This is a genomic window from Salmonella sp. K21076 (assembly GCF_039650795.1).
Lineage (GTDB): Bacteria > Pseudomonadota > Gammaproteobacteria > Enterobacterales > Enterobacteriaceae > Salmonella > Salmonella enterica.
The window spans coordinates 38,073-58,243 of sequence record NZ_JBCLYA010000004.1; the positions used below are offsets into that span (position 1 = coordinate 38,073).

The 20,171-nt window shown below is 52.9% G+C and carries 19 protein-coding genes and 2 pseudogenes; 6 read left to right on the forward strand and 15 right to left on the reverse strand.

From position 1 onward, the window contains the following. Positions 1-8 precede the first annotated feature (8 nt). From AAYN39_RS01175 to AAYN39_RS01185, 3 genes are all read right to left on the reverse strand, one after another. The gene (locus AAYN39_RS01175; RefSeq protein ID WP_001259009.1) at positions 9-455 is read right to left on the reverse strand and encodes a type II toxin-antitoxin system HigA family antitoxin; all 447 of its coding nucleotides are present in this window, start codon (positions 453-455) and stop codon (positions 9-11) included. Then, positions 452-763 (reverse strand): type II toxin-antitoxin system HigB family toxin, encoded by a 312-nt coding sequence (locus AAYN39_RS01180; RefSeq protein ID WP_000558160.1) that lies wholly within the window; start codon positions 761-763, stop codon positions 452-454. The genes AAYN39_RS01175 and AAYN39_RS01180 overlap by 4 nt, the downstream gene beginning before the upstream one ends. A gap of 85 nt (positions 764-848) precedes the next feature. Continuing rightward, positions 849-1,778, reverse strand: a complete 930-nt coding sequence (locus tag AAYN39_RS01185) for an alpha/beta hydrolase (RefSeq protein WP_001162859.1) — start codon at positions 1,776-1,778, stop codon at positions 849-851. Between the two features lie 204 nt (positions 1,779-1,982). Here AAYN39_RS01185 and AAYN39_RS01190 point away from each other — a divergent pair, with 204 nt between their 5' ends. Next, complete coding sequence (locus AAYN39_RS01190) at positions 1,983-2,225, forward strand: CopG family transcriptional regulator (protein ID WP_001523745.1); 243 nt, start codon at positions 1,983-1,985, stop codon at positions 2,223-2,225. Next, positions 2,225-2,599: a type II toxin-antitoxin system VapC family toxin gene (locus AAYN39_RS01195; protein WP_000238494.1), complete on the forward strand. Its 375-nt coding sequence runs from the start codon at positions 2,225-2,227 to the stop codon at positions 2,597-2,599. The genes AAYN39_RS01190 and AAYN39_RS01195 overlap by 1 nt, the downstream gene beginning before the upstream one ends. A 37-nt stretch (positions 2,600-2,636) precedes the next feature. Here the strand turns inward: AAYN39_RS01195 and fdhE are convergent, their stop codons facing one another. The 4 genes from fdhE to fdnG are packed head-to-tail and all read right to left on the reverse strand — an operon-like array spanning position 2,637 to position 8,160. Next, the gene (fdhE, locus tag AAYN39_RS01200; protein ID WP_000027727.1) at positions 2,637-3,566 is read right to left on the reverse strand and encodes a formate dehydrogenase accessory protein FdhE; all 930 of its coding nucleotides are present in this window, start codon (positions 3,564-3,566) and stop codon (positions 2,637-2,639) included. Next, positions 3,563-4,198, reverse strand: a complete 636-nt coding sequence (fdoI, locus tag AAYN39_RS01205) for a formate dehydrogenase cytochrome b556 subunit (RefSeq protein WP_000829025.1) — start codon at positions 4,196-4,198, stop codon at positions 3,563-3,565. Before fdoI ends, fdhE begins: the two co-directional genes overlap by 4 nt. Further along, a complete protein-coding gene (fdxH, locus tag AAYN39_RS01210) occupies positions 4,195-5,097 on the reverse strand; it encodes a formate dehydrogenase subunit beta (RefSeq protein ID WP_000331359.1) in 903 nt (300 codons plus the stop codon). The genes fdoI and fdxH overlap by 4 nt, the downstream gene beginning before the upstream one ends. Before the next feature lie 12 nt (positions 5,098-5,109). Further along, the gene (fdnG, locus tag AAYN39_RS01215) at positions 5,110-8,160 is read right to left on the reverse strand and encodes a formate dehydrogenase-N subunit alpha (RefSeq protein ID WP_010989259.1); all 3,051 of its coding nucleotides are present in this window, start codon (positions 8,158-8,160) and stop codon (positions 5,110-5,112) included. A gap of 194 nt (positions 8,161-8,354) precedes the next feature. On the opposite strand from fdnG, the gene fdhD reads away from it, so the two are divergent. Beyond that, positions 8,355-9,191: a formate dehydrogenase accessory sulfurtransferase FdhD gene (fdhD, locus tag AAYN39_RS01220; protein ID WP_001059746.1), complete on the forward strand. Its 837-nt coding sequence runs from the start codon at positions 8,355-8,357 to the stop codon at positions 9,189-9,191. 275 nt (positions 9,192-9,466) lie between these two features. Here fdhD and AAYN39_RS01225 read toward each other — a convergent pair whose 3' ends face one another. Then, on the reverse strand, positions 9,467-10,498 hold the full coding sequence (locus tag AAYN39_RS01225) for a YiiG family protein (protein ID WP_000710970.1): 1,032 nt from the start codon (positions 10,496-10,498) through the stop codon (positions 9,467-9,469). 181 nt (positions 10,499-10,679) lie between these two features. Here AAYN39_RS01225 and AAYN39_RS01230 point away from each other — a divergent pair, with 181 nt between their 5' ends. Continuing rightward, positions 10,680-11,780, forward strand: a complete 1,101-nt coding sequence (locus tag AAYN39_RS01230; RefSeq protein ID WP_048663046.1) for a YiiG family protein — start codon at positions 10,680-10,682, stop codon at positions 11,778-11,780. Positions 11,781-12,122: 342 nt separating this feature from the next. On the opposite strand, the pseudogene AAYN39_RS01235 reads toward AAYN39_RS01230, so the two are convergent. Further along, positions 12,123-12,446 (reverse strand): annotated as a pseudogene (locus AAYN39_RS01235) (AzlD domain-containing protein). After that, positions 12,446-13,105 (reverse strand): AzlC family ABC transporter permease, encoded by a 660-nt coding sequence (locus AAYN39_RS01240; RefSeq protein WP_000683586.1) that lies wholly within the window; start codon positions 13,103-13,105, stop codon positions 12,446-12,448. The pseudogene AAYN39_RS01235 and the gene AAYN39_RS01240 overlap by 1 nt, the downstream one beginning before the upstream one ends. Before the next feature lie 100 nt (positions 13,106-13,205). Between AAYN39_RS01240 and AAYN39_RS01245 the strand changes: the two genes are divergently transcribed. Then, entirely contained in the window at positions 13,206-13,754 is a 549-nt protein-coding gene (locus AAYN39_RS01245) for an XRE family transcriptional regulator (RefSeq protein WP_001681903.1), read from the forward strand. Positions 13,755-13,842: 88 nt separating this feature from the next. On the opposite strand, the gene rhaM is transcribed toward AAYN39_RS01245, so the two are convergent. From rhaM to rhaB, 5 genes and pseudogenes are all read right to left on the reverse strand, one after another. Then, the gene (gene rhaM, locus AAYN39_RS01250) at positions 13,843-14,157 is read right to left on the reverse strand and encodes an L-rhamnose mutarotase (RefSeq protein WP_000619478.1); all 315 of its coding nucleotides are present in this window, start codon (positions 14,155-14,157) and stop codon (positions 13,843-13,845) included. After that, a complete protein-coding gene (gene fucO / locus AAYN39_RS01255) occupies positions 14,154-15,302 on the reverse strand; it encodes a lactaldehyde reductase (protein ID WP_000009255.1) in 1,149 nt (382 codons plus the stop codon). Before fucO ends, rhaM begins: the two co-directional genes overlap by 4 nt. Before the next feature lie 126 nt (positions 15,303-15,428). Continuing rightward, positions 15,429-16,255, reverse strand: a pseudogene (gene rhaD, locus AAYN39_RS01260) (rhamnulose-1-phosphate aldolase). Positions 16,256-16,312: 57 nt separating this feature from the next. Then, positions 16,313-17,572 (reverse strand): L-rhamnose isomerase, encoded by a 1,260-nt coding sequence (locus AAYN39_RS01265; protein WP_000211475.1) that lies wholly within the window; start codon positions 17,570-17,572, stop codon positions 16,313-16,315. Beyond that, positions 17,569-19,038: a rhamnulokinase gene (gene rhaB / locus AAYN39_RS01270; RefSeq protein WP_000143961.1), complete on the reverse strand. Its 1,470-nt coding sequence runs from the start codon at positions 19,036-19,038 to the stop codon at positions 17,569-17,571. Before rhaB ends, AAYN39_RS01265 begins: the two co-directional genes overlap by 4 nt. 287 nt (positions 19,039-19,325) lie before the next feature. Here rhaB and rhaS point away from each other — a divergent pair, with 287 nt between their 5' ends. Then, complete coding sequence (gene rhaS / locus AAYN39_RS01275; protein ID WP_000217112.1) at positions 19,326-20,162, forward strand: HTH-type transcriptional activator RhaS; 837 nt, start codon at positions 19,326-19,328, stop codon at positions 20,160-20,162. Positions 20,163-20,171: the final 9 nt, after the last annotated feature.

Sequence of the window (20,171 nt, forward strand, 5' to 3'; positions counted from 1 at the left end):
ATATCCAACTACTCGATGAAGGCATCCGCTGGTAGTTTAAAGCGTTGTGTAAGCGCTTTAATATGATTAACCGTTAGTGCTCTGCGGCCATTTAAGATGTTGCTGACGTTCGATTTAGAACCAAGTTCGTTGGCAAGATCTGCTGCTTTGAGACCGTATTGATCCATGAGCGTTCGCAATACTGAAACGCCAGGGGGCGTTTTCTCCAGGTGTTGGTTGAGTGCTTTGAATTCCGGCGCATGTTTTTCGTATTCACTGATTCGGGCACAGAGCAATTCAAATAGTGGGTTTTCAAGATCGTCGTGGTCGACCAGAAACTCCACTAGCGCTAGTGCCCTGCGATACTCATTGTCATTTCGGTCTTCCCCCATCAGTGGGACGCTTTTTACCGCATCGCTGAAGGTATCAACGATCTTTTTTGCGCTGGTTGCATCCATCTGACGATGAGTTCTCATTCTTCATTACCCCGATAATATGCGGTCAGTTTGTCATATTCGGCATGGGAAACGATATGTTTCACAAATATCTTATGTAACCTGAAATCTATGTAGGAAATGAGTCTCAGGCTGTTACCAGAAACATCAATCACCCACCATTTATCTCTGTACTTAAAATTATCCAGCGAAGGAATATACCGCTTCATCTCTTCAGGCTGAGTGAATGTTTTTTTCTCCAGAACATTCAGCAACTCAGTGAGAGCAAGCTCATGGTTTGGATACATGAGCATCGCTTCATTGAACAGTTTTCGGCTGATAACATGCACAATGTAGTTCCATTACAAAGTTTTCAACCTGAAAACAATTTAGCGCAACGTTATCCAGTTTTCAAGTTGAAAACAAAATTGAATTTTAGGTCATTTTGCTTGTTGATGGACTTACAACACGCCAGGCCACGTCGCGTATTGCGTCCCGCGCCGTCTTGCTCACTCCGCCCAATTGGAAAAACCCGTGGATAACGCCGAGATAGCGCTGGCAAGTGCATTCCACACCCTGTTCCTGGAACCGTTGATACAGGGCCTCGCCCTCATCGCGCAGTGGGTCGAATTCGGCAGTAATGATGTGCGTGGATGGCAGACCGGCGAAGTCCTCACGCCAGAGCGGACTGGCTTCAGGATGCAGTGGATCGGTTCGCGGCATATACATCTCGTAGCCTGAAAGCAGCGTGTCACGCGTGATAATGTAATCCAGCCCATTACAGGTGTAGCTCGCAAACCTGGCGGTTGCGTCCAGCATGGGGTAGATCAGAATCAGCTGTGCAGGTTGCCATTGACGGGCGGCTTTCAGGCGTAGCGCGGTGACCAGCGCCAGATGCCCACCCGCGCTGTCACCAGCAAGCGTAATGTTCTCGCGATCTATCCCCAGTTTCTGGGCATATTTCCAGATAGTATTGGCTCCGGTTTCGGCATCGTTATGTGCGGCCGGGAAGGTGTGCTCTGGTGCAAGTCGGTACTGTGCCGCAATCACGCGACAACGGCTGTAAAAAGCTAACTGCCTTAACTGGTTATCGTGAGTGGCAAAACCGCCGCTGACAAAGCAGCCACCATGATAATAAATGATGCAGGGTAATTTCCCTGTGGCATTGAGCGGCGAAACCACGCGAAACGTCATGGCATCGAGTTCAATATCTTCAACCTGGACGCGGGTTTCTGTTTCTCCTGCCAATGTCGTGCTAGCGATGTAGCCCGCCCTCCGGTCATCAATATTCTGTTCGCGAGAAGAGGGGCGTCCCGCCGCGATAAATTCCTCCACTAACTGCGCAATCCCGCTTTCCAGTGCCATTTTTCATTGCCTTTATCTGTATGGATATACAGTTTTATAACTCGATTTGGTTCGAATGAAAATGGGAAAATTGGGCTGCGTACGATTCTGGAAAGCGGCTCGCAAAAATAAAAATCGTTCGCGTAATAACTATTTTCTCGTCAGTCTCAGGTGTATGTTGTTTGAAAAATAAGCGCGAATGATATACTGGAGGTATATGTGAGTATGATGGCTGGGATGGATATGGGCAGAATTTTACTCGATTTATCAGACGATGTGATTAAACGGCTTGACGATCTCAAGGTGCAACGCAACCTACCTCGTGCAGAACTCTTGCGGGAGGCCGTTGAGCAGTATCTGGAAAGACAGGATCGGGCTGAGACCACAATTTCGAAAGCATTGGGGCTCTGGCAAGGCTGTGAGGAAGATGGCGTTGAATACCAACGTAAACTTCGTGAGGAATGGTAATGGTCAAAGGGTCTGCGCTTTTTGATACCAATATCCTCATCGACCTGTTTAGCGGTCGAATTGAAGCGAAACATGCGCTGGAAGCGTATCCGCCACAAAATGCGATTAGCCTTATCACATGGATGGAAGTGATGGTGGGTGCTAAGAAATATCATCAGGAAAACCGCACGCGCATTGCATTAAGTGCGTTCAATATTATTGGCGTAACACAGGAAATCGCGGAACGAAGCGTCATTGTCAGGCAGGAGTATGGCATGAAACTCCCGGATGCGATCATTCTGGCCACTGCACAAGTCCATCGTTGTGAGCTTGTGACGCGCAATACAAAAGACTTTGCCGATATTCCGGGAGTGATCACGCCGTATCACTTGTAGACCGGACGGCAAACTTCGCCCGGTCTGAGTAAAAAACTTATTCCCCTTCCCCCGGGAACAGGAACGGGTTGATAGAGCTTCGGGCGAAGCCCTCCTGTTCCATGCGCGCGTCCAGCACCAGCGAGGCGAGGTCGTCGGCCACTGCTTCCACTTTCGGGTCTTTTTCCTGATAGAGAATCTTCAGGTAAGTCCCGCAATCGCCGCAGCTTTCGGCTTTCACCGCAGCCTGCTCATTTTCCAGCGACCAGTAGTGTAAGTCGCGGCTCTGTTCGCAGTTACTGCATTTTACGCGCACGACGTGCCATTCGGTTTCGCACAGGTTACAGTGCAGATAACGCAGCCCCTGCGTGGTGCCGATTTGCACCATGCTGGAGACCGGCATCGAACCGCATACCGGGCAATACTGGCGCGCTTCACCGTATTCCGCGCGGGCTTTGCCTGGAATCAAGCTGGCCATTTGCGCCCAGTAAAGGGAGAGCGCGGCCCAGATAAACGGGGCTTTATCGCTGCTGACGGAGGCAAAATCCGAGGCAAACAGCGCGCTGGCCATCTGCTCTAGCTCCTGCTCTGAGGCTTTCTCCAGGTTCTCAATCACCGCCAGCGCGGGGCCGTTCATCTCGGGTTTTAGCTCGGCAATTAACGAATGCAGCAGTTTTTGCCAGTGCTTATCACGCGGCAGCACGTGGATATCCAGCGGCGGCTTGCCCTGGTCGTTCGCTTCTTTAATGCGTGCGGTCAGATCCATCTCCAGCGGATGGTCGTACAGCACCACTTCCTGCGCGTGCGCGATAAGCGCGGCAAAGCGCAGGTAATCGCCCAGCGGGTTATTTTCAGCCAGCTCGCGCAGACGTTCGGCGCGGCGGTTGTAGACGTTTTTGAGTCGGGGGAACAATAACGGCGGAATCATATCCGCCGTACGTTTCTCGCTCGACCCCAGCTCATCTTGCGGGATTATGCGAATACTCATTCAGTTTCTTTTTCCGTTGTCTTGCGGACTTCTCGGTACCAGCGTGGGTGATGTTTCTTCGCCCACGACCGGGTTACCCAGCCTTCCACCATCGCGGTAATGGTGCCTTTCACCCAAAGGGCGGCGTAGATATGCACCATGATAACCACAATTAACGCTACTGCGGCAAAAGAATGCAACATTAACGCGAATCGGATCACCGGGATTGAGAAAGCAGGCGCAAAGTACGGACGCCAGATAATTACCCCGCTCACCAGCAGCAGCACCAGGAAGATAATCGCCGCCCAGAATACGCATTTCTGACCGAAGTTATAACGCCCGGTGTCACCCACTTCCTCGTTGACGACGATCTTACGAATATTCTTTGCCCAAAAGATATCATCCCGATTGATTAGATTGTGGTGCCAATAACGGAAAAACATGATGATGAACGAGGCAAACATAACCACGCCCACAAACGGGTGCAGAATTCGCGCCAGTTGTGGGGTGCCCAGGATATGCATCAACCAGTTGAAGGATGGGAATAAAAAGCCCAGCCCACTCACCGCCGCCAGCACGAAGCAGAAGGCGACGATCCAGTGGTTGATGCGTTCCGGCGCCGTATAGCGCACGATGGTGTCACGTCGTTTCATTTGCGCACCTCGTCTTTCTCTTCATGCAGGTTGTCATCTTCCTCTTCCGCGCGGTTCGGGCCGACGCCGACATAGTGGAAGACGCTGGCGGCAAAGGTCGCGGCAAAACCGAACGCGGCGAGCGGTTTCCAGACGCCTTTCCAGAACTTAACGGTTTCGCTGATTTCCGGGTTCTCCGGCAGACCGTGATACAGATTCGGCTTGTCGGCATGATGCAGCACGTACATGACATGCGTACCGCCTACGCCCGCCGGATCGTACAGACCCGCATTGTCATAACCACGGGTTTTGAGTTCCGCCACCCGCTCGCCCGCCAGCGTTTTCATATCCTCTTTCGAGCCAAAATGAATAGCGCCGGTTGGACAGGTCTTCACGCAGGCCGGTTCCTGGCCGACCACCACACAGTCAACGCACAGCGTACATTTATAGACGCGGTTGTCTTCCGGGTTGAGGCGCGGCACGTTGAACGGGCAGCCAGCGATACAGTAGCCGCAGCCGATACACTGCTCGGACTGGAAGTCGACAATACCGTTAGCGTACTGAATGATCGCCCCTTCCGCCGGACAGGCCTTCAGGCAGCCGGGATCGGCGCAGTGCATACAGCCATCCTTACGGATCAGCCACTCCAGTTTGTCGTTCTGTTCCACTTCCGAGAAGCGCATCACCGTCCAGGATTTCGCAGTTAAGTCCGCCGGGTTGTCATACACCCCGACGTTATTGCCCACTTCATCACGGATGTCGTTCCACTCGGAGCACGCCACCTGACACGCTTTACAGCCGATACAGGTGGTGACGTCGATGAGTTTCGCCACCTCTTCCTGGTGGTCCCGCGCCTGGGGCGCGGGGGTGAAACCGTTAGTGGCGGAACGACGAATGATGTCTTGCGATTGATAAGCCATAGGTCGTCTCCGTTACACCTTTTCCACGTTCACAAGGAAGGATTTAAACTCCGGCGTTTGCGTGTTCGCATCGCCGACGAAAGGCGTTAACGTATTGGCTATAAAACCTTTTTTCGCCACGCCTTCGTAGCCCCAGTGAATAGGAATACCGATGGTATCGATATCCTTGCCGTCCGCTTTCAGCGTGCGAATACGCTTGGTCACCACCGCTTTGGCTTTGATATAGCCGCGGTTCGAGGAGACCTTCACGGTATCGCCATGCGCGATACCGAGCTTATTCGCCAGCTTCTCGCCAATTTCCACAAACTGTTCCGGCTGGGCGATAGCGTTAAGCAACGCGTGCTTGGTCCAGTAGTGGAAGTGCTCGGTCAGACGGTAAGTGGTTCCGACATACGGGAACTTATCCGCTTTACCCAGCGCGTCGGCATCGTCTTTAAAGATACGGGCGGCAGGGTTAGAGATAACGTTCGGGTGCAGCGGGTTAGTGCCCAGCGGCGTTTCAAACGGCTCGTAGTGTTCCGGGAACGGCCCTTCCGCCATCTTATCGATAGCAAACAGGCGACCCATCCCTTCCGGCTGCATGATAAACGGTCCGACGTCGCTGCCTGGCGCAGCGGCACTGTAGTCCGGAATATCCCATCCGGCCCATTTTCCGCCTTCCCATTTCAGTAGCTGACGTTTCGGGTCCCAGGGGTTACCCTGCGGATCGGCGGAAGCGCGGTTATACAGAATACGGCGGTTAAGCGGCCATGCCCATGCCCAGCCCAGCGTGTTGCCGAGACCAGACGGGTCGGCGTTATCACGACGCGCCATCATGTTGCCTTCCGGCGTCCAGCTACCGGCGAAAATCCAGCAGCCGCTGGACGTCGTACCGTCATCACGCAGTTGCGCGAACGAACTGAGCTGTTGACCTTTCTTCACTACCACCGCGCCGGTTGCCGGGTCGATAAGATCGGCCAGCGCTTTACCATTACTTTCCATCGCCACTTCTTCAGAGGCGGGTTCGTACGGTTTGGTGTAGTTCCAGGTCATATTCAACACCTGTTCCGGGTTGGCGCCGCCCTGTTCAGAGTACATCTTACGCAGGCGTAAGAAGATACCGGCGAGGATTTCGCCGTCGGTCATGGCAATTCCCGGGGCGTCCGCGCCCTTCCAGTGCCACTGCAGCCAGCGACCCGAGTTGACGATCGAACCATTCTCTTCGGCAAAACAGGTGGAAGGCAGACGGAACACTTCGGTCTGGATTTTTGACGGATCAACATCGTTCGACTCACCGTGGTTTTGCCAGAAGGTGGAGGTCTCCGTGTTGAGCGGATCGATAGTCACTAGGTACTTCAGTTTGGAAAGCGACGCGACCACTTTGTTTTTGTTCGGGAATGAAGCCACCGGGTTAAAGCCCTGGCAGATATAGCCGTTGACCTTGCCCTGTTTCATCATCTCGAAGTACTGCAGTACATCGTACCCTTTGTCCCACTTCGGTAGCCAGTCGAAGCCCCAGCTATTTTCCGCTGTCGCTTTATCACCAAAGAAGGCCTTCATCATCGAGACGAAGAATTTCGGATAGTTGCCCCAGTAGTTGACCTGATCCTTCAACAATGGCTTCGGCGTATTGGCAGCCAGATAGGTTTGCAGGTCGGTCTGTTTTTCGCTCGGCAGCGTCAGATAGCCCGGCAGACTTTGCGACAGCAGTCCTAAGTCGGTCAGTCCCTGAATGTTGGAGTGACCGCGCAGGGCGTTAACGCCGCCGCCCGCCATCCCCATGTTACCGAGCAGAAGCTGGATCATCGCCATAGTACGGATGTTCTGCGCGCCGATGGAATGCTGCGTCCAGCCCAGCGCGTACAGGAACGACGCGGTTTTATCTTTTGCGCTGGTTTCTGCAATGTACTCGCACACTTTCAGGAAGTCCGCTTTCGGCGTACCGCAGATATTTTCTACCACGTCCGGCGTATAGCGTGAGACATGCTGTTTCAACAGATTCCAGACACAGCGCGGGTGTTGCAGTGTCGTATCGCGTTTGGCAAAACCGTTTTCGTCCAGCTCATAGTGCCAACTGGTTTTATCGTACTGCCGCTTGTCTGCGTCATAGCCGGTGAACAGACCATCATCGAAGCCAAAATCTTCACGCACGATCAGGCTGGCATTGGTATAGGCCTCGGTGTATTCACGGTTGTATTTTTCGTTGGTCAGCAGATACAGCATCACGCCTGACAAGAAGGCAATGTCAGTACCAGAGCGTATTGGCGCATAAAAATCGGCCACCGACGCGGTACGCGTGAAGCGCGGATCGATCACAATCAGCTTCGCGCCGTTGTGAATTTTGGCTTCCATCGCCCAGCGGAACCCGACCGGGTGAGCTTCTGCGGCGTTACCGCCCATCACCACGACGAGGTTGGCGTTCTTGATGTCGACCCAGTGGTTGGTCATCGCACCGCGACCAAATGTTGGAGCAAGACTTGCTACCGTTGGTCCGTGTCAGACACGCGCCTGGTTGTCGACCGCGAGCATACCCAGCGCGCGGGAGAATTTTTGCGTTAAATAACCCGTCTCGTTACTGGATGCGGAAGCGCACAGCATCCCGGTGGTGAGCCAGCGGTTAACGGTAACGCCTTCGGCGTTCTGCGCCTGATAGTTGGCGTCGCGATCTTCCTTCATCAGTTTAGCGATGCGGTCAAACGCTTCTTCCCAACTGATCTGTTGCCACTTATCTGAACCCGGCGCGCGGTATTGCGGGAATTTCAGGCGGCTTTCAGAGTGGATAAAGTCCACCAGACCGGCCCCTTTCGGGCACAGCGCGCCACGGCTTACCGGATGATCCGGGTCCCCTTCGATATGGAAAATAGATGCTTTGGCGTTTTTCGCACCGTCGCCGAGGCTGTACATCAACAGCCCGCAGCCAACGGAACAGTAGGTGCAGGTGTTACGGGTTTCGCGGGTGCGCAGCAGTTTATATTGCCGTGTTTCCGCTAGCGCTACGCCGGGCGCGAAGCCCAGTGCCGCCGCCGTGGTGCCTGCCATACCGCCAGCGCAGATCTTAAAGAACTGCCTTCTGCTGACCTGCATGGTTTGCTCCTTGTTTCGACATTGTCACTTCTCTTTCACATTTCTCTATCTGAAACGCTCAGGGAGTGGTTGTTATTTTTCTTTGCGGACGGGCCCGCAAAGGTTCAGAATTGGATAAATTTTCCTCCATCCGGGAGGAGTTGTAACAGAATACCATAATGTTGGTGTGTGTGTTCTTATATGGTTAAAAGAAAGTGAACAATATACTGTCTGAAGAAGTCCTAAATGTGACTGATTTCACAACCTCACGCCAGTTGACACTCTGGAAACGCGAGGATTTGCAGTCCTCCCAACTTGATGATGTTGCCGAGGAAGTGCCAGTGGCACTGGTGTATAACGGCATTTCGCATGTCGTTATGATGGCCTCTCCGAAAGATCTGACGCATTTCGCAATGGGGTTTTCTCTGTCGGAAGGGATCATTGACAGCCCGCGTGAAATCTATGGCATGGACGTTGTGCCGTCCTGTAACGGACTTGAAGTGCAGATTGATCTTTCCAGCCGTCGATTTATGGGGCTGAAAGCGCGTCGTCGCGCGCTGGCCGGACGCACCGGTTGCGGCGTGTGTGGCGTGGAACAGCTCAATGACATTGGTAAGCCGGTGCAACCGCTGCCGTTTAGCCAAACGTTTAATCTCGGTAACCTTGATCGCGCGTTAAAACATCTGAATGATTTTCAACCGACGGGTAAGCTGACGGGTTGTACGCACGCTGCGGCGTGGGTCATGCCGTCGGGTGAACTGGCGGGGGGCCATGAAGATGTCGGACGCCACGTTGCGCTGGATAAACTGCTCGGCCGCCGCGCTACGGAAGGTGAGGAATGGCGGCAAGGCGCGGCGCTGGTTTCCAGTCGTGCGAGTTACGAAATGGTGCAGAAGTCGGCGATGTGCGGTGTGGAAATTTTGTTTGCGGTTTCTGCTGCTACCACGCTCGCGGTTGACGTCGCTGAACGGTGTAATCTTACGCTGGTGGGGTTCTGTAAGCCGGGTCGGGCGACGATTTATACCCATCCGCAGCGGTTAATCGCAGACTAAAATAGTACCCTCTACATTTTCGTAAAATATATATTTTCTCAATTTTACAGCCTCTCTTGATAACGGAATCACGTATACACGTATAGTGGCGAGGCCATACAGGTTTTAATCGTTTTTAAGCTGGACCGCAGCTTATTCCAGTCATTAACGAGGCGCTTGCTACCCGGTAATACTTCGAACGAAAAAAGCGCCCCTGGGGCGCTCTTTCGACAGTCGGTAACGACTTATTTGCTCAGTTCAGCGGTCATATGCACGCGATTTGCAGCGTGAAAAGCTTAGAACTCACGCTCAAGATGATAGCCATTATAGGTGTCGATGAGCTCGTTATAAGCTTTAACCACAGCCTTATAAGAACCATCTACCATATCGCCGCTGCCGCTATTGAGGTAGTCCTGCTCATGCGAGGTATACGCCACGTTATCGCGCACGCGCCGAATGCGTTTTTTCACCTTGCCCTGGAATTTTTCCAGCTCAGAAATAAAACCAGGGAAGCTACGATGTTTATCTATATCAACGTTGATCTTCTCGTTTAGCTTCTGAGTATGCTCTTCAAAATCAGCGAGCTGTTTGCTTACTGCCGCCACATCAAAAGAAGCATCAGCTACAGCGTCATTAAGCGTCTCGGCTTCCTGCATCGTCAAAAGCGTATAGTACTTAATGGATTTACCTTCTTTCTTCTCGGTCGCCTTAATTTCATTAGCCGCATGCTGCTTACTCATAATGGTAATCTCGGCGATATATTTTTTCGCAATGGGATCAAACTCATCGAACTGTTTTATAAACGTTTTATGGAACGCTTTAGCGCCAGCAAAGGCATCATCCTTGAAGTTATCTTGATCATAGTATTTATTCATACTATTGATTGTTTCAGCTAGTGGCCCAGCCGCATTAATAAATGCCAGAGCAGCACTATCCAGAGAGGCAAACGCCGGCTTTAATTCAGCCGCCGCCTTGATGTCTTTCCGGCAGTCCTGGATAAATGCAGGATACACAGGAACCAGCGGAGAGGGATCGTCTTCCTTACCGGTAGGACCGGTGCGGAAATCGTCGAATGTGTTAGCATAACGATTTACAGCACGGTAAATATCTGCCTGGAGATTATTATAACAATCAATGTAAACATTCAGCTTTTGGTTAAGAACATCGTTCGCATCTGCGCTTTCCGCTGATGTGGATTGTGTATTGCTCGCTGATGAATCCGCACTCTGAGCTACAGGTTGTTCGTCCGCTTTTTTTTCATCACAAGCGCTTAGCCCGGCAGTCATCAGCATAGCGATAATAATTGATGATAACAAATCCTTTTTCATTAGAATAACCTATAAATAATATCATTGAAATTTACAGATTCATTTTAATGAAAAAAACAGGTATGTGATTTATTCAACACAAAAAATACTTAATCCATATTTCATTATAATTAACATTATCAATATCAATGTGTTCGTTAAAATAAGAGAACCCCAACGTAAATATACAAAAGGCAATTAAATGAAAAGGAATTTATTATCCTCAGCGATAATCATTGCGCTAATGACCCTGGGCGCAACAGCATGTGATGACAATAATGTTAAAACCGAGGCGACGCCGGCCGCCAGCAGTCAGCCTGCGACGCCAGCGCCTTCTCAGACGCCGGAAACGCAATCTGGCGAAAGTCCAGCGCAGCCCCCAGCAGCGAAGCCAGAAACAGCAACTCAGCCCCCGGCGGCGAAGCCAGAAACGCCAGCTCAGCCGGAGGTTGACGCTGAAGAAGTTTATAGTGAAAAAATGGATGTCTATATCGATTGTTTTAATAAACTTCAATTGCCCGTTCAGCACAGTCTGGCGCGTTACGCGGATTGGGTGAAAGACTTTAAAAAAGGTCCGACAGGGAAAGAGAGCCTGGTTTATGGCATTTATGGTATTACGGAGTCTTACATAACGAATTGCCAGAAAGAGATGAAACAGGTGGCCGCCTTAACGCCATTGCTTGAGCCTATTGATGGCGTTGCCGTTAGCTATATTGATAGCGCCGCCGCGCTGGGTAATACCATTAACGAAATGGAAAAATATTATACCCAGGAAAACTATAAAGATGATGGTTTTGCTAAAGGTAAGGCGCTGCATCAGACATTACTGAAGAATATCGAGGATTTTAAACCTATCTCGGAAAAATATCATGAGGCTATTCAGGAAATAAATGACAAGCGGCAATTGACACAGTTGAAGAAAATAGAAGAAGCGGAAGGTAAAACATTTAACTATTATTCTCTGGCTGTCATGATTTCGGCAAAGCAGATCAACAAGGTTATTTCTGCCGATACCTTTGATGCCGAAGCGATGATGAAAAAAGTCGCGGAACTGGAAACAATGATTGCGCAATTGAAAGAAGTGAATACTGATGGCCGTAATTCTTCTTTCATCAGCTCTGCGGCTGATTATCAGCTACAAGCTAAAAAATATATTCGTCGCATCAGAGACAATGTTGAGTATTCTGATTTTGAAAAGAAACGGGTGCAGGACCCTGCAACAGGATGGATGGTTGCGGATTCTTATCCGGCGTCGTTGAGAAGTTATAACGAGATGGTGGATGATTATAACCGCCTGCGTTGAGTGACGGCACATTAACTGCGTGCAGGCTGGCGTAAGCGCCTATAAAGTTACGCTATAACACCAATAAAGAGCGCCGATCAGGCGCTTTTTTCGTTCATGCATTTCGTCAGGCAATATCCGTAAAAATAGCTGACGTAAACCTTAACTAAGGAGAGCTATTAGGAAAACCAGTAATCTGAAGCTATCACAAGATGTTGAAGTTACTCTGATAGTGTAATTAAGAATCGGCATTCATATGGAAAACATTTATCCCCCTGATGCGAAAATTCTGAGCCACTTCAGCATAGGGCGGCCCAGCCTTCATCACTTATAGGGTGTCACGTCCAACTGTTCTGTAAGACGTTAATTAATACCCGCCATTCGTAATAACGCGGTCACCACTGCAGCGGCGATAATCACCACAATAAGCGGCATTTTACGTCAGGCTAAAAATACGGCGAAGCCAACCCCAAGAACGCGCGCCATTCCGGCAAAATGTTCGCCTTCGTAAAAGGTGGTCGCCAGCGCGACGGAGAATAGCAGCACCGTTGCCGCATCCGAGAGCAGCGCCTGTGAACGCTCAGACAGCGCCAGACGGCTGCCAAGTTTCGCGCCGCCGAGGCGCATCAAATAGGTTCCCGTAGATAAAAGAGCAATACCGATAATAAATAGCGTCATATTGCCCATTATTTTTTCCTCGCCAGTAGGCCAAGCAGCGAAAGCAACACCGGCAATCCGGCAGCCACAAAGGGAACGGCGGCAAGCGACAGCGCGGCGCCGCTGCAACCACGAATCAATGTGGTGCGGTTTTTAAACGCCGGGATCACCAGCGCCAGTAAGATTGCCGGGAATACGGCGTCCAGACCGATGGTTTCTGGGGCCGGGAGCAGTTTGCCGACACCTGCGCCAATCAGTGTGCCAATCGGCCAGAATAGGGCGACGCCCAGACCGCATAGCCAGTAGGCGGCTTTACGTTGTTCGGGTGTTTTTTGCGACAGGCCGAACACCACGCTCTCATCATTCATGATATGGCAGCCGAAAAAGCTGGCGGCGCGGGTGCCAACCAAATCGCGCACCGTTACGCCAAACGGCACGTGGCGCGCATTCACCAGTAGTCCTGCCGCCGCCGCCGCTAACGGATTGCCGCCGCTGGCAACAATGCCGATAAACATAAATTCGGACGCGCCCGCCAGCACAAAAATAGAGAGGACAAACGGCACCCACAGTGGGAAACCGTAGGCCATCGCCAGTGAGCCATAGGACATGCCGACGACGCCCACGGCCAGGCACACTAAAAATATCGCTTTTATCGTGTCTCCCTTGAGACAGGAAAAATAGTGTTTCATCTTCTTTAGTCATATCGAACGAATTTTCATTATAATGAACGGAACAGATTTGCTTTACAAGACGAACATTTCGTTCGTTATAGTGAACGTTGGATGCTTTATGACACAACCTATTAGCGTCATTGCCAGAAGCCTGGTACGCGAACGCCAGCAAACCGGACTGTCGCTGGCGGAGATTGCGCGGCGCGCAGGCATCGCTAAATCTACGCTTTCACAACTGGAAGCAGGGAACGGCAACCCCAGCCTGGAGACGCTATGGTCGCTATGCGTCGCGCTCGACATTCCCTTTGCCAGGCTGCTGGAGCCGCAGGTACAAAAAACGCAGGTGATTCGCCGCGGAGAAGGCACCAAAGTCGTGGCGGAGCAGGCGCATTATCAGGCGATATTACTGGCGGCGTGTCCGCCCGGCGCGCGGCGTGATATCTATCTGCTGTTGACGCAGCCGGGGGCCGACCGGATCTCTCATCCGCATCCGCCGGGGTCGGTGGAACATATTATTGTTACGCAGGGAAAAGCCCTCGTCGGCTTAACCGAGGCGCCGGAAGAGCTGGCGGAGGGCGATTACATTTGTTATCCCGGCGACCAGGCGCATATCTTTAAAGCGCTGGAACCGGATACTCAGGCTATCCTGGTAGCGGAGCAGAATTGAAATTGCCGGATGGCGGCGTAACCGCCTTATCCGGCCGACAAAAAATAAAACCGTAGGCCCGGTAAGCTTGCGCCATCGGGCACACGACTTACTGCAGATAGAACACCTCTTTTAGCTCTGCGCTGACCGGGCTGTTATCCGGATTCGCGGGCATAACGTCACGCATATGTTTCCACCAACGCTGGCAAACGTCGGTGCTGGCAACGGCGTTCCAGCGCTCCTCGGATTCAATCTCAACGGTGGCGAACAGCAGATTGCGCTCCTGATCGAGATAAATCGCGTAGTGATGCGCGCCGTGAGATTTTAATACGGCTTCCAGCTCCGGCCAGATTGGGTTATGACGACGCTGATACTCCTCGTGCGCGTCGGCATTTACCTGCATCACAAAGGCTTTGCGGATCATAACGCCTCCAGGTACAGCTCGCGAACTTCATCGCGGCTGGCGGTGCGCGGGTTACACGGCGCGCACGGGTCGGCGAGGGCTTTATCCAGCCAGCCTTCGATATCTTCTTTTGTGACGCCCAGCTTGCTGAAACCTTCTGGAATGCCGACGCGTTTGCTCAGCGTACGGATAGCGTTAATCGCTTCCTGACTTGCGACTTCGTCAGACATACCGCGCGTCTCCACGCCCATCGCCTGTGCGATGCGGGCAAAACGCGCGACGGCGTTCGGACGGTTAAAGTTCTCGACAATTGGCAGCAGGATAGCGTTGCAGACGCCGTGCGGCAGGTTGTGGGTTGCGCCCGGCTGGTGCGCCAGCGCGTGAACCAGCCCCAAACCGGCGCTGTTGAACGCCATACCCGCCAGGTACTGGCCGAATGCCATTTGCTCACGGGCTTCGAGGTTATGACCATCGTCAACCGCTTTCGGTAGCCACACATTGATTAAGCGAATCGCTTCCAGCGCGTTAGCGTCGGTGAGCGGATGCGCGCCAACGGAGACATAGGCTTCCACCGCATGGGTCAGGGCATCCATGCCGGTTGCGGCGGTCACAGACGCCGGGATTTCCAGCATGACGCTGGCGTCATCCACGGCAATATCCGGGATGATATTCGGGTCGATGATCACCTCTTTGACCTTACGGGCAGAGTCGATAATCACCGCGTTGCTGGTCATCTCTGCCGCGGTACCTGCCGTAGTGTTAATCGCTACCAGCGGTACGCCGGCGTTTTTCACTTTGCCGACGCCGGAGTAGGCGGTAGATGGACCTGGGTTGGCGGTCAGAATTTTCACCGCTTTTGCGGTATCGATCGGGCTGCCGCCGCCGAAGGCGATAATGTAGTCACATTCTGCGCTCTGATACGCCGCAAAACCTTTCTGCACCAGCTCTTCTGTCGGGTTTGGGAACACCTCATCAAACAGGTGGTAAGACATTTGATGTTCATCCAGTGCGCTAAACAGGCTATCCAGCAGGCCCAGCTTTACCAGTTGACCATCGGTAACGATCAGCGCTTTGCCCCATTGCTTATTCGCCACGAGGTTCACCATATCGGCAATCGCTCCAGCGCCATGCAGGCTAATTTTTGGCAGTGCCAACATAAAGCTCATCACTATTCTCCTTAAAAAAATTCCCTGTTGCCCGATGGCGCTACGCTTATCGGGCCTACGGTAAAATGCGCACCGACCTGTAGGCCGGATAAGGCAAAGCCGCATCCGGCGTTGAGTTGGGAGGTATCAGTACAGCTCTACGGCGCTGGCCAGCGGTGTCACGCCAAATCGTTTGCCGAGTGCGACCAGTTCTTCGCGCGTGATGGTCTGCTTCATACCGCCCATCGAATAGATTTTGACTAATACCTCAGCGGATTTCTCTGCGGTATCTATCAAACCGAAGGTTTCATTCAGCGTAGGTCCGCTTCCGAACACGCCGTGGAACGGCCACAGTACCAGCGAATGTTTCTGCATTTCTTGCGCGGTGGCTTGGCCGATTTCATCGGGCCTGGCACCATCCACGGCAGAATGCCGACACCGTCCGGGAATACCACCAGGCATTCGGTGCTGCCTTCCCACAGTTTGCGGGTGATCAGCGCAGTGTTGTTTTCCAGTACGTAGGTGAGGGCGATCAGGTTAGTCGCATGGCAATGCATAATGACGCGGTCTTTGCCGTGGGTGGCTTTGATGCGTTCGCAGTGGGAGAGGAAGTGCGCCGGGAGTTCAGAGGTGGGTACCGCGTCGTGGGTTAAGCCCCACAGAATGTGGTAGCCAGCGCCGTCGCTGTCGATTTTGACCACGCCTAAATTGGCTGCCGGATCGAGCTGAACGTTGCGGAAGAATTTGCCGGAGCCGGTAACGATAAACGGTGTATTCGCCAGCAGCGGCATGAGTTGACTTAGCGTGATATAGCGTGGTTTTTCGTGGAAATCGGCGCTAAATGGCGCGATGTCTGCTTCATCCAGGCGCAGCGTCAGGTTGCCACCATTACGCTCGTCCCACCCTTTCAGCCACGCATCAGACGTGGCTTTAATCATGCCCTGGACAAACCAGGAATCGGTAATATTTTGCATATTCGTGTTCCCATTTATTGCCCGAAGGTTATCCGGCCTACAGATCAGGTGTCGCTGTCAGCTACGTTTGCTCAGGATCTCTTTTTCGTAGGTGCGAACGCTGTCCAGCCACTGGCTGCCAGCCGGCGTGTCGTGACGCTGGCAATACATTTCCCAGACGGCCTGCCACGGCAGAGATTTTTGCTCTTCCAGCATCGCCAGACGCGCGGTGTAATCGCCGCTGGCCTCAAGCTGACGCAGTTGATCTGTGGGTTCCAGCAGAGCGCGCAGTAGCGCTTTTTTCATGTTGCGGGTACCGATAACCCACGCGGCGACACGGTTGATAGAGGCGTCGAAGAAATCCAGGCCGATATGCACACGGTCGAACAGGTTATGACGGACGATCTCGCTGGCAATTGCCTGGGTTTCATCGTCCAAGAGCACCACGTGGTCGCTATCCCAGCGTACCGGGCGGCTGACGTGCAGCAGCAGCCGTGGCACATAGAGCATGGCGGCGGAAATTTTGTCGGAAATCACTTCAGTGGGATGGAAGTGGCCCGCATCCAGACACAGCGCGGTCTGACGGCTGGTGGCGTAGCCCATGTAGAACTCATTGGAGCCGACGGTGTAGCTTTCCGCGCCGATGCCAAACAGTTTGCTCTCAACGGCGTCGATGTGGTGCGCCGGGTCGAATTTCTCGCTAATGACCTCATCCAGCGCTTCCAGCAGGCGCTGGCGCGGGGCTAAACGGTCGACGGTAATGTCTTTCATGCCGTCCGGAATCCAGATGTTCATCACCGACGGCGTACCGAGCTGCTCACCAAAGTATGCCGAGACGCGGCGGCTGGCTTTGCAGTGATCGATCCAGAACTGGCGAATTTTCGCGTCTGGATGAGAGAGGGTAAAACCGTCAGCGCTCAGTGGATGAGAAAAACAGGTGGGGTTGAAATCCAGCCCCAGTCGGTTCGCTTTCGCCCACTCCACCCAGTTTTTAAAATGCTCCGGTTTGATTTGGTCGCGGGCAACCGGCGTATCGGATTCCAGATAGATCGCATGCAGGTTCAGACGTTTGGGGCCTGGGATCAGACGCAGCGCCTGTTCCAGATCGGCGCGCAGTTCGGTGGCGTTACGCGCTTTGCCCGGATAGTTGCCGGTCGATTGAATTCCGCCCGTCAGCGAACCTTCCGGGTTCTCGAATCCGGCAACATCGTCGCCCTGCCAGCAGTGCATGGAAACCGGCAGGCGATCGAGCTGGCGCAGCGCCTCCTCGACATCAATACCTACTGCGGCGAAACGTTGTTTTGCCAGTTCCCAGGCTTGTTCCAGTTGAGTGGTCATGCGCAAAGCTCCTTTGTCTGTCGTTTGGGTTGAAACTGCGCAACGTGGCGGGCAATTTCACTATCAGGATTAGGGATATAGGTTGTCAGGTCGTAGTTAGCGCTGACGACCTGACGGAAATCATCGACGTTGTTTAATTCGTCGAGGGTCATAAGCTGAATACCAATATTGCCAAGGGTGGAGGCTTCAACCGGCCCGGCCATCACGCGAATGCCACATGCATTGGCGCACAACTGGTTGAGTAGCGCGTTTTGGCATCCGCCGCCGACAATATGCAGTTGGGTAAATTTTTCGCCGCGCAGATTTGCCAGTTCGTGCAGAATGTCGGCATACAACAGCGCCAGACTGTCGAAAATGCAGCGCGCCAGTTCGGCATCGCTGACGGGAACGGGCTGGTCGGTCTCGCGACAGGCGGCTTGGATTTCGGCGCGCATATCGTCAGGATTGATAAAGCGATCGTCATTCGGGTTAATCAGGAAACGGCAGGCCGGCAGCGCTTCTGTTTGGGCGATAAGCACAGGCAGATCGGTAATGCGCCGTTCTTTCAGCACGCGCTGGAGCAGCCACAAACCCATAATGTTTTTCAGTACCCGATAACGCCCTTCCGCGCCGCCTTCGTTGGTGATATTGGCGGCCAGCGCCTCATCAGTGGTGTAGGGTTTTTTGCTTTCAAAACCCATCAACGACCAGGTGCCTGAAGACAGGTAAGCGCTATGTTTATTTGCCAGCGGAGAGGCAATAACGGCGCTGGCGGTATCGTGGCTGGCGACGGCTACCACCGGAATACGGTTGCCCTGCGGGCAAATCCAGTCGCCGATAACATTGCCAGGGTGCGAGGGGCGGCCGAACCAGCTCTTTTTCGCGCCGGTCCACGCCAGCAGGGTATCGTCCCAGTCATCGGTATTGATATTGACCAACTGGGTGGTCGTGGCGTTGGTGTACTCCCAGTTCATTTCACCGGTCAGGCGGTAGCTGAAATAATCAGGCATCAGCAGCGCATGAGCGACCTGCGCCGTTAACTCAGGCTGTTGTTTCGTCAGCGCGCGTAGCTGATAGATGGTGTTAAACGGCAGAAACTGAATCCCGCTGCGGCGATAGATTTCGCTTTTGCCGATCTGGACCAGCGCTTGCGGCATGATGCCCGTGGTACGGTTATCGCGGTAGGAGACCGGCAGGCCGACACGCTGACCTTGTTTATCCAGCAGGACATAATCGACGCCCCAGGTGTCGATGCCGATGCTGTCGATAAGAATGCCTTCATTGCAGACTTTCTTCAGACCAAGACGGATATCCTTTTCCAGACTGTCGATGTCCCAGGTGTCAAACCCGTCTGTTTTTTGTAGGCAGTTCACAAAACGGTGAATTTCACGTAGCGTCAGGGTACGGTGTTTGCTGTCGTAACGCGCCAGCATCACGCGCCCGCTGGATGCGCCGAGATCAACCGCGACACAATGGCGAAAAGTCATAATCAGGTCCTTCTTAGAGTCATTGCGCACAGTCTAAAAAAGCCCTCAAAGACCTACCTTCTCGTTACTGACAGGAAAATGAGCCGCTGGCAACAAGGCAAAGATGAACGTGATAGCGTTCACAGTTTCTACTAATAGGCCGGTGTGATGTCGTCCGCATTTCCCGCTTTTTCCCGCCTTTTCTTGAAAAAAAGACCATGTTTGCGCGCTTTAGCGTCAAAAATTTAAGGTGAGGCCGATAACCCTTAATTACTATTCGGACATGTTGAATTCAGGAGGAAGCAACCATGACCGTACTGCATAGCGTGGATTTTTTTCCATCAGGTAAAGCGCCCGTGGCGATTGAACCTCGTCTGCCGCAAGCCGCTTTCCCTGAACATCATCATGATTTTCATGAAATCGTGATTGTGGAACACGGTACGGGCATTCATGTATTCAACGGGCAGCCGTATACCATCAGCGGCGGTACCGTGTGTTTTGTTCGCGATCACGACCGGCATTTATATGAACATACCGACAACCTATGCCTGACGAATGTACTGTGGCGTTCACCGGACGCCTTCCAGTTCCTGGCGGGGTTGGATCAATTGCTGCCGCAGGAGCAGGATGGTTACTATCCTTCTCACTGGCGGGTGAATCAGAGTGTGTTGCAGCAGGTGCGCCAGTTGGTCGGTCTGATGGAGCGCGCCGGAGACGGCATGGATGCGCCTGCCGTGGCGAATCGCGAAATTTTGTTTATGCAACTACTGGTGTTGTTACGCCGCAGTAGCCTGATGGAAGGCGCGACCAATAACGACGCCAAACTCAACCAACTGATGGCATGGCTGGAAGACCATTTTGCGGAGGAGGTCTGCTGGGAGGCGGTAGCTGAACAGTTTTCGCTGTCGCTACGTACGCTGCATCGTCAGCTTAAACAGCATACCGGGCTGACGCCGCAACGTTACCTTAATCGCCTGCGTTTGATCAAAGCCCGGCATTTATTGCGCCATAGCGATCATAGCGTGACAGAAATCGCGTACCGCTGCGGTTTTGGCGACAGTAACCACTTTTCGACTCTGTTTCGCCGAGAATTTAACTGGTCGCCGCGGGATATCCGTCAGGGACGCGATGCGATAATCCAGTAACGCGAACGC